We start from the raw sequence: 15,455 nt of genomic DNA, 5'->3' as shown, positions 1-15,455 counted from the left end.
TGCCCTGCATTGAAGCAATTTGGATTCCACTTCCATCACATGCGGCCTATGCCCTTCAGCTTGCACGCAAACCACACTTTTGGAAATATTGAAAGCAACTTGTTGCACTGCGTCACAACATGCTAATATAGGGTTATTACCTAGTTAGTTACCCTAGGTCGTTCATTTTTAAGGGAGTTTAGTCATGGCCGTCATCGCCGTTACCTCAAGTTCGTTTGTTTTCGCCATTGCCAAGACCGTGCGCGCCGCTTTTCTGGACGCGCTCAAGACACGCGCAAAAGTCAGCAAGCTCATGGCCGATGCCTATCGGCGCGCGGCTTGAGTCGCGCCACATGCGGCGGCGATCATGCTGTCGCGCAGGTTGAAAACGGAACGGCGGGCAATTGCCCGCCGTTCCTTTTTTTCGCTTACCGTTTGCGCTACTGCAGCGTGTAGGCAATCACGTAGTCGCCGGCTTTCGTGCCGAGCGAACCGTGGCCGCCAGCCGTGACCAGCACGTATTGCTTGCCGCTGGCATCGGCGTAACTCATCGGCGTCGCCTGGCCGCCCGCGGGCAGACGCGCTTCCCACAGTTTGTGGCCATCGCGCACGTCGTAGGCGCGCACGTACTGGTCGAGCGTACCGGTGAGGAACGCCACGCCGCCTGCCGTGACCATCGTTCCGCCGAGGCTTGGCACGCCGAGCGGCATCGGAATGGGCAGCGGCGCGCTATCGCGGATCGTACCGTTCTTGTGCTGCCACGCAATCCCGCCCGTGCGCAGATCCACGCCCGCCACGTAACCCCACGGCGGCGCCTGACACGGAATGCCGAGCGGCGAAAGAAACGCGCTGATCTCATAGGCGAACGGCGTGCCGCGCGCCTGCTTGATACCGCTCGTCTCGCTGCCCTTCTTTTCCCCTTGCTGCGCGTCGAGCTTCTCGCGCGGAATCAGTTTCGACACGAACGCCATGTAGTCTGGATTCGCGATGAGGATCTGCCGTACCGGATCGACCGACACGCCGCCCCAGTCGAACACGCCGAAGTTACCCGGAAACACGAGCGTGCCCTGCTCGGACGGCGGCGTGAACGGGCCTTCGTAACGCAGACTCTTGAACTTGATACGGCACCAGAGCTGATCGAACGGCGTCGTGCCCCACATGTCGGCCTCGCGCACGCGCGGCGGATTGAAGTTGAGCGCGGAAACCGCCTGCGTCGGCGCGGTGTGGTCGCCACGCGCAGCGCCTTGCGGCACCGGCGTCTCGGTAATGGGCACGATCGGCTTGCCGGTCTCGCGGTTCAGCACGTAAATGCTGCCCTGTTTCGTCGATGCAATCACCGCCGGTTGCGTGCCCTCCGCCGTCTGCAAATCGACGAGCGTCGGTTGACCGCCCACATCCATGTCCCACAGATCGTGGTGCGTAAACTGGTAGTTCCAGCGCAGCTTGCCCGTGAACGCATCCAGCGCAACCAGGCCTGCCGCGAAGCGCTCGGCTTGCGGCGTGCGCTGTCCGCCCCACTGATCGGGCGTTTGGTTGCCCATCGGCAGATAAATGAGACCGCGCTTTTCGTCGACGCTGAACATCGACCACATGTTGGGCGAGTTGCGCACGTAGGTGCCGCCCGGCGCGATCGGTTCGGTGGCGTCCGGATTACCCGAGTCCCAGTTCCAGACCAGATGGCCGTCGTCCACGTCGAACGCGCGGATCACGCCAGAAGGTTCGTTGTTCGATTCGTTGTCCGTTACGTGACCGCCGACGATTACCAGATTGCGCACCACAGCGGGTGGCGAGGTGGAGTAATAGCCGCCGGGCGTGAACGGTCCGATGTTCAAACGCAGATCGATCGCGCCGTTCTTGCCGAAGTTCGTGCAGGGTTTGCCGGTATCGGCGTCGAGCGCAAAGAGCCGGGCGTCGGCGGTCGGCAGAAAGAGACGGCGCGAGCACTCGCCGGTGGCGGCGGTTTGAGCAACGGCTACGGGTGCGGCCGGTGCGGCCGGTGCGCCGGGCGCGGATGCTTCGGCGGGCGCGGAGGCGCTGGCCGAAGCGGTGGCGTCGGAAGCCGTCGTATCCGTCGAAGCCGCGGGCGCGGATGCGCTCGCGTCGAGCGCTGGCGCGGAAGCGGAAGCGGAAGCAGCCGCATCGGCGGCGGAGGGCGGACCCACGTGCATTGCCGCATCGTAATAAGCGACGCCCCGGCAAGTCATGTGCTCCCAGTGTTTGAAGCCGATGGGACTTTGAATTTGCGGATCGAAGCGCCAGCGTTCCGCACCCGTCGCGGCATCGAGCGCGATCACCTTGCTATGCGGCGTGCACAGAAAAATGGTGTTGCCGACCTTGATCGGCGTATTCTCGTCCGTCGTCTCCGTGGGATCGTCGGGGCCGGGCATGTCACCGGTGCGAAACGTCCACGCCACTTTCAGCTGATGCGCGTTTTCGGGCGTGATCTGCGCGATCGGCACATACCGTTGCGCCAGCGGCGAGCCGCCGTAATCGGTCCAGTCGCTTGCCGCGCGTCCGGTGCCGGCGTTCAGATCGGCCTGATTCGGATCGGCGGCTACGTTGACATCGATACGTCCCGGACGGTCATGGAAGTCCTGAAAGTACGTGCCTGCACCGAGCAACAGCGTGAGGATGACGGCAGCGGCCAGCGGCACGCGTGCGGCGCGTGCAGTCGAAGGCGGCCCGAACAGCGCGCCGCGATGCACGAATGGAATCAGCAGCCACAGTGCGAGCAGCAGCCAAATCCAGAGACGCGGCATGAGTTGCCAGAAATCGAACTTGACTTCGAAGACGGCCCAGATCGTCGAGGCGAACAGGAAAATTGCAAACAGCAAGAGCGCGGAGCGCCGCCGTATCAACAGCAAAAGGCCGGTCAGTACGATGGCCGCGCCCGCCATTACGTAGTACCACGATCCTTGCAAGGTCACGAGGTAAGCACCACCGGCCGCAAGCACCGCGCCGATGATGATGAACCCGACGGCCGTGACGAACGTGAGCGGATGAAGTCTTCCGGTGCCAGCCATACTGCTACCCTCCGTGATGATGAATGGCGGAACACAGCCGTCCTGCGGCCGTGGTTCGGACATGGTGAACCGGGGGAGGGTAGCAATTCGCGTGCCGTGACGACACGTTGCAATGGCTCAAGCCAGAGCGCGCGGCCAGCGTCCGAGACGAACGTCGGCCATGGGGAGATCGGCGAGTAATGCAGCTTTCAGATCGCTTCGTTCGGAGAAGCGCGGCGCGTCGAGCCACGCGAGGAACTCGTCGCACCACACGCCCCACGCGTTCTCGTCGAAATCGAAGTCTTCGTCGATACGCCCGTTATCGCGCAGGTACGCGCCCATCACTTGCTTGCCGTTCCAGTAAGCCACGGCCACGTCGTTAAAATCAGCGGTCATGCCGCGCGGCAGGTCGCGCAACAACATGGCGACATGCGCTTTGAACGAGGCAAAATCGGTCGGTCTCATCGCGTGCTCCGCTTCAGGGATGTCATCGTGCCCGATATCGCGTGCCCGCCTCAGCCGAACACGCGCTTGTTCAGATCCTTCTCGAAGGCAACGGTCCAGTGGGAGCCATGCCCGATGCGATATTCGCGTTCCTTCGAAGTGGATCGCCGCACGATCGTCACATAGCCCTGCAATGGATAGACGTCGTCGACGACATCCGACGCGCCTGCTTCGGTCACGAGGAAATCGCCCTCGGTGAAACGGTGGCGCGCGAGAATCGCAAGAAACTCCGCTTTCTCGTCCGGTGCGATCACTGACATGGCGGCCCTCCGGGACTGAACGCTGCTTCATTCAAGGTAGCACACGCGCGCGGGGACGTCGGGCAAAACGCGCGCGGAGTGTGGGGCGCAGCCCTTTATCGAACGAGGCCGATACTCATGAACATTCGTGTGATTTCGCTATGCGCGATAGCGTTGATGTTTCGCGCTGTCGCGGCAAGCAGCGCCGAAGCCGCGCCATGCGGCACACTCGAAGGCGCGTCGGGCAACTCATTCGCGCTGCGCGAAGGCGAAAGCGTGAATCTGCAACGCGGCGACGAGACGATACGAGGCGCGCTGCACGTCTATCGAGACGATGCGGTGTATCGCGTGTACTGGCAGCCCGATGGACGTCCCGAGCAGTACGTGCTCGCGAATGCGGGAGAGAACAGCGTGCGGCTCGTTGCGACGCCGCCGCGCGGTTCGAAGGGTGGATGCGGGACCGGGCACGCTGCCTTCGCAGAGCGTGCTCTCGTGTCCCGCTTTATGACTAGCGCGCCAGCACCTTGCCGATGGAGTTCGCCACCACCTGCACGTTGCTGTCGTTCAGGCCCGCGACGCACATGCGGCCGGAGCGCAAGATGTATACGCAGAACTCCTCGCGCAGACGGTCCACTTGCTCCGCCTGCAAGCCGGTGTACGTGAACATGCCGCGTTGCTTGATATAACGCGCAAGCGCCTCGCCGCGTACATGCTCGCGCAGGCCGTCGTGAATCGCGTGCCGCATACGCGCGATGCGCTGACACATCGCCGCCAGTTCCTCGCGCCACGATTGCGCGAGTTCCGGCGTGTTCAGCACCTTGGTCACGATCTTCGCGCCGTGCGTCGGCGGATTACTGTAGTTCGCGCGCACCGCGCTCGTCAATTGACCGAGCACGCGATCGGCTTCGGCGGCATCGTCGCATACGACATGCAGACCGCCACAGCGCTCGCCGTACAGCGAGAAATTCTTCGAGAACGAGTTGGCGACGAACGCCGGCACGCCGCGCCGCGCAATCTCGCGCACCGCGAAGGCATCGGCGTCGAGCCCTGCGCCGAAGCCTTGATACGCCATGTCGACGAAGGGCAGCAAGTCGCGCTTTTGCAGCACGTCGATGACCTTCACCCACTGCGCTTCGTCCAGATCGACGCCTGTCGGGTTATGACAGCACGCATGCAGCAGCACGACGCTCTTTGCAGGCAGCTTGTCGATGGCGTCCAGCATGGCATCAAACAACAGCCCGCCGGTTGCTTCGTCGTAATAGGGATACGTGTTCACTTCGAAGCCCGCGCGCTCGAAGATGAAACGGTGGTTCTCCCACGTCGGATCGCTTACCCACACCTTCGCGTCCGGGAAGTAACGCCGGATGAAATCCGCGCCCACTTTCAACGCGCCCGAACCACCGAGCGTCTGCACGCTCGCAATGCGTCCGTCGGCACGCGGTGCGCTCTCGGCGCCAAAAACGAGCGTCTGCACGGCATCGCGATAATGCGCGAACCCGGCCATCGGCAGATACGGCTTCGGGCCGAGTTCCTGCAAGAGCGAAAGCTCGGCTTCGCGCACGGCTTGCATCACGGGAAGGCGGCCGGCATCGTCGAAATAGATGCCGATACTCAGATTGACCTTGTCGGTGCGCGGGTCCTTCTGAAAGTTTTCGTTCAGCGTGAGAATCGGGTCGCCGGGGTAGGCATCGATATGTTCGAACATGGTGGTGGTTTCAGGACTTCGGGACGGGAGTTCAGCGAGTCGGCGCGCGGCGCGATTGGCCCGCGCTGCCGTTCCTTTTTCCGAGATAGTAGCCGATTCCGAGAACGGCCAGCCAGATCGGGATCAGCCAGACGGAGAGCCGCAAGCCCGGCGTCTCGAACATCACCCAGACTATGCCCGCGACGAATGCAAGACACAGATAGTTCGTGAGCGGATAGCCGAGGCTCGGGAACGCCGTCACCGAGCCGCTCGCGCGCTTCCTGGCGCGGAACTTCAGATGGATGATGCTGATCATCGCCCAGTTGATGACGAGCGCGGATACCGCGAGACCCATCAGCAATTCGAAGGCGCGTCCCGGAATGAAGTAATTGATGAGCACGCAAGCCGCCGTGACGAGCGCCGACACGCCGAGCGCGACGAGCGGAATGCCGCGCGCGCTCACCCGCAACAGGGCGCGCGGCGCATTGCCTTGCTGCGCGAGACCGTAAAGCATGCGGCTGTTGGCATAGACGCCGCTGTTATAGACCGAAAGCGCGGCCGTCAGCACGATCACATTGAGCACGTTCGCGACGAGGCCGCTGTTCATCTCGCGGAAGATCAACACGAACGGACTGCCGCCCGTCACGACCTTGTCCCACGGATACAGCGAAAGCAGCACGCCAAGCGCGCCGATATAGAAGATGAGAATGCGATAGATGACCTGATTGGTCGCGCGCGGAATGCTGCGCGACGGGTCTTCCGCTTCCGCTGCCGTGATGCCGACGAGTTCGAGCCCGCCGAACGAAAACATGATGACGGCCATGGACATGACGAGCCCGCTCACGCCATAGGGAAAAAAGCCGCCGAGCTTCCACAGGTTGGTAACGCTCGCTTGCGGCCCCGCGTGACCCGAGATCAGCAGATACGCGCCAAACAGGATCATGCCGACGATGGCCGCGACCTTCACGATGGCGAACCAAAACTCCATCTCGCCGTATGACTTCACGCCCGTCAGATTGATGGCGTTGACGAGCGCGAAGCACACGAGCGCCGACACCCACGCGGGCAGCATCGGCCACCAATACTGCATGTAGATGCCGATGGCCGACAGCTCCGCCATGCTCACGAGAATGTAGACCGCCCAATAGTTCCAGCCGGAGATGAAGCCCGCCGCGTTGCCCCAATAACGTGCAGCGAAATGGCTGAACGAGCCGGCCACCGGTTCATCGACGACCATCTCGCCCAACTGCCGCATGATGAAAAACGCCGCCAGCCCGGCGATGGCATAGCCGAGCAGCACGGACGGCCCCGCGAGCCGGATGGTTTGCGCGACGCCCAAAAAGAGCCCGGTGCCAATTGCGCCGCCAAGCGCGATCAACTGGATATGCCGGCTCTTGAGTCCTCGGCGGAGTGTCGTCTGCGATGCCTGTACTGCCTGTTCTGTCTGTGAAGTGCCTAAAGCCATGTCGATGCCTGCCTGAACTGCGCGAAAACCCCTAGGGTTCTTTTGAGCCGCAAAGCGGCCCACTGTTGTTTTTTTGTCCGAATGACACGCAAACGTTGCTTTTATCGTTTTGGCCAGCGAAGCGGACGAAACGCGATTCTACCGCCTGGCCGCCGCAGAGCCTTATCGGGCGGACCTTGCTCGCCGTTCCCGGCAACTTTAGGCCTACCGCGCAAACGATTTGAGGCCGGAATCAGGGCTTGTTCGGAGGATTGATTCGGCACCCGCGACCGCAAAATTCATCTCATGCACTCAACGGGGAAGTCGACATGTTTCAGACGATGGAAGGCAACGCGGCACCGCATCGCGTAATCGGTTCGAAAGCGGATTCGGAAGCGGAACTCTTGAGCACGCTGCAGGCGGCGTCGGAAAACATCATGCGCCTCGCGGGCAAGCTGCTCGCCGGACGCGACGCCTCGGCGCAAGACGCGGTCTCCATCACCGAACAGAAAGAACTGGCGCAACTGACCATCGGCCGATTGCTCGCGCTACCGGCATCGAAAATTTAAGCACCAAAGAGAAGCGCGGCGGCTCCATGTGGAAGCCGTCCGCGATCAGGGAATTAGACGCGCAAGCCCAAAGAATCTGGAAGAGAACATGAACTACCTGACGATCATCGCAACTGTGTGGGCGATTTGCGCGATCTGCGCGGTGCTGTTCATCCGCGGCTCGGCGGCGCAGCAAATGAAGCCGGCGCGCGTGCGTCGTGACCAACGCACGCTTGCCGAGCGCATCAAGGATTTCAGCCACACGGCCTGAAGTAGCGCGGTCCCGAAGTACCGCGTCCGAATACGGCAGGCCGTTGTCGCCCGACAAACGGCCGCTGCCGATGAATTATTTGATTGCCGCCACCGCCGCGCGCAAGCCGAGCAGATAGCTGTCCACGCCGAAGCCGGAAATCTGCCCCTTCGCGACTTCCGCGAATACCGACTTGTGACGGAACTCCTCGCGTGCATGCACATGCGACATGTGCACTTCGACGATAGGCACGGTGAGAATGGCGAGTGCATCGCGAATACCGTAGCTGTAATGCGTCCACGCGCCCGCGTTGATGATGATCGCATCCACCTTGTCTTCGAACGCCTTGTGGATGCGCGCGCACATCTCCCCTTCGATATTGGTCTGGTAACTTTCCACCTCGACGCCCAGTTCCTTGCCGAGCGCTTGCAACTGTTCGTCGATCTGCGCGAGCGTGGCCGTGCCGTACTGCTTGGGGTCGCGCTTGCCGAACATGTTGAGATTGACGCCATGCAGCGTGAGGATCTTTGCCATAACGAATTCCTTTCGGTGGATGAATGAAGCGTGGAAAGCTCGAACCTCGCTTTCGACGATGCGCAGATTCTGCAACCCGCGGCGCGCACTGACAATAGCCATGCGTCGCGCGTTGCGCGCTAAAGCTCGTCACCGGGCAGCCGATAACGCGTATACCGGCGCTAACGGCGATTCATCCGCTCTCCCGCGCAACTACAACGTTTAGCCGGTCTCAGTATGTCAGCCACTTCGTCCTTGCGCGATTCCATTCTGGCCACGCCTTCGACCACGGACGGACCGATCACGGCGGCCATTCGCGCGTCGCTGCTATCCACCCTCGTCGAGGACATTCGGCCGCTTCTGCTCTCCGGTCTTTCCAGCGCTTTCGTCGCGACGATCGCGCTCTTGCGTCTGCATGCGCTCTGGACCGTGCTCTGGCTCGGCGCCGATGTGCTGTTGCTCGCGGCGCGCGTCGGTATCGTGTGCCGGTATCGCGCGTTGAGCCGCCCGGACGCGCCGCATCCCGAGCCCTGGGCCGCGCGCTATGCGCCCTTCGCGCTCCTTGCGTGTCTCGCGCTGGGACTCGGCGCCATGGCCTGCGTCATCTCCGGCGATACCGTGCTGGCCGCGCTCGCGATCATGGTGACGGCGGGATTGCTCGGCGGCATCGCATCGCGCAATGCGGGCACGCCGTATCTCGTCAGCGCGCAGATTTGCCTCGGCGCGGCGCCGATCGGTTTTGGGGCGCTGCTCGCGGGCGGAAGTTTCTGGATGCTCGTGCCGCCGCTTTTCCTGTATATCGGCGCGATGGGCTCGGTCGTGCGCCGCCACTATCGCACGCTCGTCGCGCTGATGATCGCGGAGCAGCGTCACGCCGAACTCGCCGCGCGCTTCGACGCCGCCCTCGCCCACATGCCGCACGGCCTTTGCACCGTCGATGCGGAAGGCAAGGTGATCATCGCCAATCGCCGGGCGGCGGAACTGTTCGGCTCGACCGTCGAGATGTTGCGGCTGAACATATCGTTGCCGGATTTCATCGGCCATGCGGGACTCGCGAAGTTCGGCGAGACCTTGCGTGCGCAACTGGTCGAACGTTGCGCGCTGTGGCTGAAAGACGGGCAAGGCGCGCTCGAACTGAATCTCGCCGATGGGCGGCAACTCGAACTTTGCCGTAACGCGGTGCCGGACGGCAGCGCGGTGATCATCATCGAGGACGTGACGGAGCGGCGCCGCTCGGAAGCGCGGCTTCTGCACTGGGCGCATCACGATTCGCTCACGGGACTGCCCAACCGCCGCTATCTCGGCGATCACGCCGAACGGCTGATGGCGAACGGCGCGGGCCGCGAGAAGGTCATGGTGATGTATGTCGATCTCGACGGCTTCAAGCGCGTCAACGACACGCACGGCCACAACGCGGGCGACGAGCTGCTGACCCAGGCCGCCGACCGCCTGCGTAACGCGATGCGGCGCGGCGAGCTGGTCGCGCGGCTCGGCGGCGACGAGTTCGCCATCGTGGCGACTTACATTGCGCGAACGTCGGGTGCGGCATTCGCGCGGCGCATCATCGGCGATCTGTCGGCGCCTTACGAACTCGACGATGGCGGTATTGCGCGCGTGGGCGTGAGCGTCGGTATCGCGCTGGCGCGACGCGGCGAGTTGTTCGAGAGCGCCCTGAAACGCGCGGATGCGGCGCTCTACGAAGCGAAGCGCGAGCAACGCGGCACCTACCGGTTCGCGGCAGGCGACGAGGATCTGTTTCAGGTCGATGCGCACGCGGAAGCGCATCGCGAAGGTTGATCGAACGCGCATCGGCATGCGCCTTTCAAAACGCCGCGCCCTGCAAGCCGCTTCGCGAACACGTATCCTTGCGGCTTCACACAGGGATCATCCATGTCGACACCAGCATCGTCCGGGCTCGATGGCGCGCGGCGCATCGAACTCACGCGCGGCCTGATCGCGCTTTTTGCGTTTTGCTGCGGCGCCATCGTCGCGAATCTGTATTACGCGCAGCCGATCACCGAACTCATCGCGCCCGATCTGCACATGAAAGGCGGCACCGCGAGTCTGATCGTCTCGTTGACGCAGATAGGCTATGCGCTCGGCCTCTTCTTCATCGTGCCGCTCGGCGATCTGCTCGAAAACCGAAGGCTCATGATCGTGACCGCGCTCGTTTCCATCGCAAGCTTGACGGCCGCCGCGTTCTCGCACGATCCCGTCTGGTTCCTCTGCATCTCGCTTCTCGTGGGGTTTTCATCCGTCGCGGTGCAGATCCTGATTCCGCTCGCCGCGCATCTCGCGCCCGACGAGTCGCGCGGCAAGGTCGTCGGCACGATCATGAGCGGTTTGCTACTCGGCATCCTGCTTTCGCGGCCGATTTCAAGTGTGGTCGCGGGCCACTTCGGCTGGCGCGCCATGTTCGGCGCGGCCGCCGTGCTGATGGTCGTCGTGACCAGCGTGCTCGCCTTCACCATTCCGCGCCGTCAGCCGAGCCATCAGGCGACTTACTTCGAACTGATCGCCTCGCTCGGCCATCTCGTGCGCACGATGCCCGTGCTGCGTCATCGCTCGCTGTATCAAGGGCTGATGTTCGCTTCGTTCAGTCTCTTCTGGACCGCCATACCCGTCGAGCTCACGCGCGGCTTTGGGTTGACGCAGACGCAGATCGGCTTGTTCGCATTGATCGGCGCGATGGGCGCCACTTCCGCGCCGATCGCCGGCCGCCTCGCCGATGCCGGTCACACCGTGCGCGCCACCTTCATCGCGCTGGCGCTTGCGGCGCTCGCGTATCTTCCGGCGTTGATTCATCCGGCATGGGGCGTGGGCGCGCTCGTCGTCACGGGCGTGGTGCTCGACTTCGCGGTGCAAATGAACATGGTGCTCGGCCAGCGCGAAATCTACGCGCTGCATGCGACGAGCCGGAACCGGCTGAATGCCGTGTATATGACGAGTATCTTCGTGGGCGGCGCGTGCGGCTCGGCACTGGCGGGCCCGCTCTACGAGCACGGCGGCTGGACGCTGGTGGGATGGGTCGCCACGGCGTTCCCGCTCGTGGCGTTGGTGCATTACCTCGCGCTCGGCCGACACACCGCCGCGCGCGGTCACTGATCTGGGCTCGCCACTCAGGGCTTCGGAATGCGGATACGGCTGATCATCAACGAGCCGGAGACGGCATAAACGAGCGTCAAGGGATGCAGCGTGAAGCCCGCGAATTCCCACGCGCCGAACCAGAGATTCGCGCCGACCGCGTTGTACCAGCCCGCGATGCCGAGCATCAACACGATGGCAAACGACGTCGGAATGGGCGTGCCTTCGAAGTGCGTGACCTTGCCGCTGCCGGCCGACATTTCCTCGGTGGTCACGTTGTAACGCGCGAGCCTCGAGACGCCGCACGCGACGAAATACGCGAGCATCACGCGGTCATAGAGGCCGCGCATGCCGCACGCATAACCGATGACCGCCGGCGCCACGCCGAACGAGATCACATCGGCGAGCGAGTCGAGCTCTTTCCCCAAGAGCGACGCCTTCTGGCGCCAGCGCGCGATACGGCCATCGAGTACGTCGAAGACGAGCGCGGCGAACACCAACGCGCACGCAAGATAGATATGGAGGACGTCGTTGTCGTCGAGATAGGACATTGACGAGAACAGCGCGCCCGTGCCGCAGACCGCGTTGCCCAGCGTGAACCAGTCGGCCAGATGAAACTCGCGGATCATCGAGAAACGTTTCTTGCCGGTGTTGTTGGTATTCATGGCGAACTCGTGAGGGCGCGACGTCCCTGATGGTTTTAAAAACTGCTCAAGTCTATCATTCAAAGAAGCCGCGGCTTGCGCAGAAAGCGTCGGAAATCGAAAGATCTTCGCCGATTATTTCCACTTTGGCCGTTTCACGAAATTTTTTATAGAAACGATTGAACTTCGCCCGAGGCTGGCTATGCTCGATAGCAAGACGCACGGCCGCTCAAACCTGAACGTGAACGTACACGTTGCTTTATAATCCGGCTCGTTCACGTGTCCGCGAGTGCATTCACATGACGACGAAGCCCGCGCTTCTGACTATTCGCGACGCCGCCGAGCGTCTTCAGGTCACGCCGCGCACGCTGAAGTATTACGAGGAGCGCGGTCTCGTCACGCCGGACCGCAGCGAGGGACGTTACCGGCTGTACAGCGAACAGGATCTGGAGAAGTTCGCGCGCGTTCTGCGGCTGCGTTCGCTTGGCTTTTCCTTGCAAGGCATTACCGAGATCCTCAAGCGCCCGCTGGAAACGCTCGGCGCGGGACGCACGGGTTTTTCGCCGGATTCGCTGCGCGAGATCGAACAGGCGTTGTCGCAACAAATCGATTCGCTCGATGCGCGGATTGCCAGCGTGCGTCGTGAACTCAAGGAAGCGCAATCCGTGCGCGGCGAGCTCAACGCGGACCTTGATTACCTGCGGCGAAGAATTGCCGGAGAAAGCAAGGAAGACTTGTTTCAGGAGCGTATGGCCGCGCAGAAAAAGACGAAGCGCGGCAACCAGCCAGGCAGTCAAGAGGTCGATGGCGAATGACCGCAGCACGCTTACCACGCTTACCCGCACCAAAGCTTGGCGCCGCCACGCTTCGCGACGTCATGTTTCCGTGGGCCATCGCGCTTGCCACCGGACTCGATTACTTCGACAACTCGATCTTCTCGTTCTTCACGAGCTATATCGCGGGCGGCATCAACTCATCGACCGACGAACTCGTGTGGGCGTCGAGTGCCTACGCGGTTGCGTCCGTGCTTGGCATCCTTCAACAGCAATGGTGGATCGAGCGGCTTGGCAACCGGCGGTATATCGGCGGAAGTCTCTTTCTGTTTGCCGCCGGCGCGATAGCCGCGACACTGTGCGAATCGTCGTTCGAACTGGCGCTCGCGCGCGGCTTTCAAGGCTACTTCATCGGCCCGATGATGAGCGCATGCCGCATCCTCATTCAGATGCGCTTCACGCCGCAGCAACGTCCGCGAGCGACGCGCGCGTTTCTTAACATGATCTTGCTCGGCAGCGCCCTTGCGCCGCTCATCGGCGGATATCTGGTCGCGTCGTTTGGCTGGCGTGCGCTATTCACGAGCACGGCGATAGCGGGAGCCGCGTGCGGCCTCTTCGTGCTGCTCGCCGTGCCGTCGAGCGGGCGCGTGCAACCCGAAGCGCGCGGCGAGGCGCATTTCTGGCCGTACATCATGTTCGCGTTTGCGCAAGGCGCGTTGCAGATCGTCATGCAGCAAGTGCGCTTTCAACTCTTCAGCAGCTCGCCGCTGCTCATCATGCTCACGGCGGCGGGACTTTTTGCGCTCGGCTGGTTCGTGTGGCATCAGTGGCATCATCCGCGGCCGCTCATCCGCTTGCATGCGTTGCGCGAGAAGCCGTTTCGCGTGGGCATCATGTTGTATATCGCGTTCTATTACGTGAACACCACGCTCAGTTTTCTCGTCTCGCGTTTTCTCGAAGGCGGGCTGCACTATCCGGTGGAGAATGCGGGCAGGCTCACAGGCTGCACGTCGCTCGTCGCGCTTGCCGCGGCTTATTTGTACTTTCGCTACTCGGCGCGCGTCGCGCACAAGAAGTGGCTGATCGGCACGGGCTTTCTGATCTCCGCGTTCGTCAGCGTGTGGATGGTGAACATGCCGCCCGATGTCAGCATGCCATGGCTCATCGCACCGCTCACGCTGCGCGGCATGGTGCTGCTGTTCATCGCGCTGCCGGTGGCGAATATCACGTTCCGCATCTTCGCGATCGAGGAGTTCAACCATGGTTATCGCTTCAAGAACATCGTCAAGCAACTGACGGTGTCGTTTTCCACGGCGACCGTGATCATTCTCGAACAGCATCGCGCGGCCGTGCATCAGACGCGGCTCGTGGAGCGGGTCAATCCATTCGATCCGGTGTTTCAGGAGACGTATGCACGGCTGATAGGCGGCTTCGAGGCCCTGGGACGAAACGCCGCCGATGCAAAAGGACTTGCGCTCGCGGAAATAGGCCGCGCGGTGACGCAGCAAGCGAGCTTTCTGAGTTCGCTGGACGGCTTCTGGTTCGTGATGGGTGTGGCGCTTTGCGGCGCCGCGCTGGCGTTCTGGCAAAAGCAGATCAATTGACGAAGCGCGCGACACTCGCCGCGCGCGTCAATCTCAGCCTTCATGCTTCAACCGATCCCTTCGGCTCATGCATCGGGCAGCCGTTGCGCTCACCACGAAAGCGCGACGACATCTCGTAAGCCGGCTTGCGCGAGCGCATCACGCCGCCCAACGGTCGATGCGCCTCCACCCCATGCCAAGGACTGAACGCCATGCCATCGTCGATAGCGGCCGCGCGGCTATCGCTCCACGAAGTCTGCGGCGCCACGCGAATCCGCGCCACAGTTACGTATGGACTTTCATCTTCCGGCCAGCGCTTCGATGCATCTTCGATCGGCATCTTCTCGATATCCGTTGCAAGCTGCACGCGCACTTCCCATTCGCCGCTATTGGCCGCGAAGAAATCGCTGACGGCTTCGCGCAGGCCGTTGGGTTTATCGTCGAGATCGACGGGCGCATCCGTCAAGGCGGTCAGTTCCGGCGATACCGGCGCCACGCTGATCTTCCCGAAGTACTGACCATAGAGGTGCGGCACGGCCGTATAGAACGTTTCGCCAAGAATATGCGTTTCGGGATGTCCGCCAAGACTCTTGATCGTGCCGCTCTCGCCGCCGAGTTTTTCGATCACCGCTTCCGTGCCGCGCAACACAGCCGAAAGCGCCTGCTTCGTGCCGGGCATTTTGTCGGTGGTCTTGGCGAGCAACTTCAGGTTACCGAGGAAGGCTTTGGGCGTCGCCGCCGTGAACGCGGGCGCATTGATCATCACCAAGTCTTGCGTGACATCGCCTTCGCTCCCGGGCAAGCGCGCGCCTTCCACGCCAATCACCTTCAGCGCGAGGCCGCGCGGTGTCGAGACTTTGTCATCGAGAATATCGCCGGGATTCGTCGATAAACGCAGCACCACCGGATACGTGCCGCCGTGCGCGAAGATGCCTTGTGCGAGCTCAGGCGCCAAGCCATCGACCACTTGCAGCTCTCCGGTTAGAAGCCCGTGACTCTTCGCGTGCACGCTGCGGATTGCGTGACCGCTATCGGCGTAAGTCTTCTCCGTGATGCTACGCATGGCTTCGGCGAGTTGCTGCGTGGTCTCGGCTTCGTCGTCGGGGATTTGTTCGAACGAGGGATCGAAAGGCAAGGGTTGATAGGCGCGCGTATCCATTTGAACTCCGGGGACGTTGGTATGTTTGGCTACTCAGCAACGCCCGTAC

16 protein-coding genes are annotated in these 15,455 nt (G+C 62.4%); 7 read left to right on the top strand and 9 right to left on the bottom strand.

The features are described 5' to 3' along the window. Positions 1 to 184: 184 nt before the first annotated feature. The gene (locus tag NCT03_RS26070; RefSeq protein WP_244830975.1) at positions 185 to 322 is read left to right on the top strand and encodes a hypothetical protein; all 138 of its coding nucleotides are present in this window, start codon (positions 185 to 187) and stop codon (positions 320 to 322) included. Positions 323 to 419: 97 nt separating this feature from the next. On the opposite strand, the gene NCT03_RS26065 is transcribed toward NCT03_RS26070, so the two are convergent. From NCT03_RS26065 to NCT03_RS26040, 6 genes are all read right to left on the bottom strand, one after another. Then, positions 420 to 3,002 carry a glucose/quinate/shikimate family membrane-bound PQQ-dependent dehydrogenase gene (locus tag NCT03_RS26065; RefSeq protein WP_250494451.1) on the bottom strand — a complete coding sequence of 861 codons (2,583 nt, stop codon included), beginning with the start codon at positions 3,000 to 3,002 and terminating at the stop codon, positions 420 to 422. 117 nt (positions 3,003 to 3,119) lie between these two features. Next, positions 3,120 to 3,446: a hypothetical protein gene (locus NCT03_RS26060; protein ID WP_250494450.1), complete on the bottom strand. Its 327-nt coding sequence runs from the start codon at positions 3,444 to 3,446 to the stop codon at positions 3,120 to 3,122. A 50-nt stretch (positions 3,447 to 3,496) separates the two neighbouring features. Then, positions 3,497 to 3,745 carry a hypothetical protein gene (locus NCT03_RS26055; RefSeq protein WP_244830978.1) on the bottom strand — a complete coding sequence of 83 codons (249 nt, stop codon included), beginning with the start codon at positions 3,743 to 3,745 and terminating at the stop codon, positions 3,497 to 3,499. Between the two features lie 228 nt (positions 3,746 to 3,973). Then, positions 3,974 to 4,192, bottom strand: a complete 219-nt coding sequence (locus tag NCT03_RS26050; RefSeq protein ID WP_250494449.1) for a hypothetical protein — start codon at positions 4,190 to 4,192, stop codon at positions 3,974 to 3,976. Between the two features lie 40 nt (positions 4,193 to 4,232). Continuing rightward, a complete protein-coding gene (locus NCT03_RS26045) occupies positions 4,233 to 5,429 on the bottom strand; it encodes an amino acid aminotransferase (protein ID WP_250494448.1) in 1,197 nt (398 codons plus the stop codon). 31 nt (positions 5,430 to 5,460) lie between these two features. After that, complete coding sequence (locus tag NCT03_RS26040; RefSeq protein WP_250494447.1) at positions 5,461 to 6,873, bottom strand: amino acid permease; 1,413 nt, start codon at positions 6,871 to 6,873, stop codon at positions 5,461 to 5,463. A gap of 308 nt (positions 6,874 to 7,181) precedes the next feature. On the opposite strand from NCT03_RS26040, the gene NCT03_RS26035 reads away from it, so the two are divergent. Both NCT03_RS26035 and NCT03_RS26030 read left to right on the top strand, forming a co-directional pair. After that, complete coding sequence (locus NCT03_RS26035) at positions 7,182 to 7,421, top strand: hypothetical protein (RefSeq protein ID WP_250469167.1); 240 nt, start codon at positions 7,182 to 7,184, stop codon at positions 7,419 to 7,421. A 28-nt stretch (positions 7,422 to 7,449) separates the two neighbouring features. Continuing rightward, positions 7,450 to 7,671 (top strand): hypothetical protein, encoded by a 222-nt coding sequence (locus NCT03_RS26030; RefSeq protein WP_250494446.1) that lies wholly within the window; start codon positions 7,450 to 7,452, stop codon positions 7,669 to 7,671. Positions 7,672 to 7,746: 75 nt separating this feature from the next. Here NCT03_RS26030 and aroQ read toward each other — a convergent pair whose 3' ends face one another. After that, positions 7,747 to 8,184 (bottom strand): type II 3-dehydroquinate dehydratase, encoded by a 438-nt coding sequence (aroQ, locus tag NCT03_RS26025; protein WP_244830984.1) that lies wholly within the window; start codon positions 8,182 to 8,184, stop codon positions 7,747 to 7,749. 216 nt (positions 8,185 to 8,400) lie between these two features. Between aroQ and NCT03_RS26020 the strand changes: the two genes are divergently transcribed. Next, on the top strand, positions 8,401 to 9,960 hold the full coding sequence (locus tag NCT03_RS26020; protein ID WP_244830985.1) for a sensor domain-containing diguanylate cyclase: 1,560 nt from the start codon (positions 8,401 to 8,403) through the stop codon (positions 9,958 to 9,960). Between the two features lie 93 nt (positions 9,961 to 10,053). Then, positions 10,054 to 11,268: an MFS transporter gene (locus NCT03_RS26015; RefSeq protein WP_250494445.1), complete on the top strand. Its 1,215-nt coding sequence runs from the start codon at positions 10,054 to 10,056 to the stop codon at positions 11,266 to 11,268. 14 nt (positions 11,269 to 11,282) lie between these two features. Here NCT03_RS26015 and pssA read toward each other — a convergent pair whose 3' ends face one another. Then, positions 11,283 to 11,912, bottom strand: coding sequence for a CDP-diacylglycerol--serine O-phosphatidyltransferase (gene pssA / locus NCT03_RS26010; RefSeq protein WP_244830987.1), 630 nt, complete (start codon positions 11,910 to 11,912; stop codon positions 11,283 to 11,285). A 278-nt stretch (positions 11,913 to 12,190) separates the two neighbouring features. On the opposite strand from pssA, the gene NCT03_RS26005 reads away from it, so the two are divergent. Together NCT03_RS26005 and NCT03_RS26000 are read left to right on the top strand one after the other, a co-directional pair. Beyond that, on the top strand, positions 12,191 to 12,706 hold the full coding sequence (locus NCT03_RS26005; protein ID WP_250494444.1) for a MerR family transcriptional regulator: 516 nt from the start codon (positions 12,191 to 12,193) through the stop codon (positions 12,704 to 12,706). Further along, positions 12,703 to 14,268 (top strand): MFS transporter, encoded by a 1,566-nt coding sequence (locus tag NCT03_RS26000; protein WP_350029532.1) that lies wholly within the window; start codon positions 12,703 to 12,705, stop codon positions 14,266 to 14,268. The genes NCT03_RS26005 and NCT03_RS26000 overlap by 4 nt, the downstream gene beginning before the upstream one ends. Before the next feature lie 40 nt (positions 14,269 to 14,308). On the opposite strand, the gene NCT03_RS25995 is transcribed toward NCT03_RS26000, so the two are convergent. Continuing rightward, positions 14,309 to 15,406 (bottom strand): catalase family protein, encoded by a 1,098-nt coding sequence (locus NCT03_RS25995; RefSeq protein ID WP_250469143.1) that lies wholly within the window; start codon positions 15,404 to 15,406, stop codon positions 14,309 to 14,311. Positions 15,407 to 15,455: the final 49 nt, after the last annotated feature.

The organism is Caballeronia sp. GAWG1-1, assembly GCF_023631465.1.
GTDB lineage: Bacteria > Pseudomonadota > Gammaproteobacteria > Burkholderiales > Burkholderiaceae > Caballeronia.
Note: the sequence above shows the minus strand (reverse complement) of the source record. Positions and strands in the feature narration are given on the sequence as shown.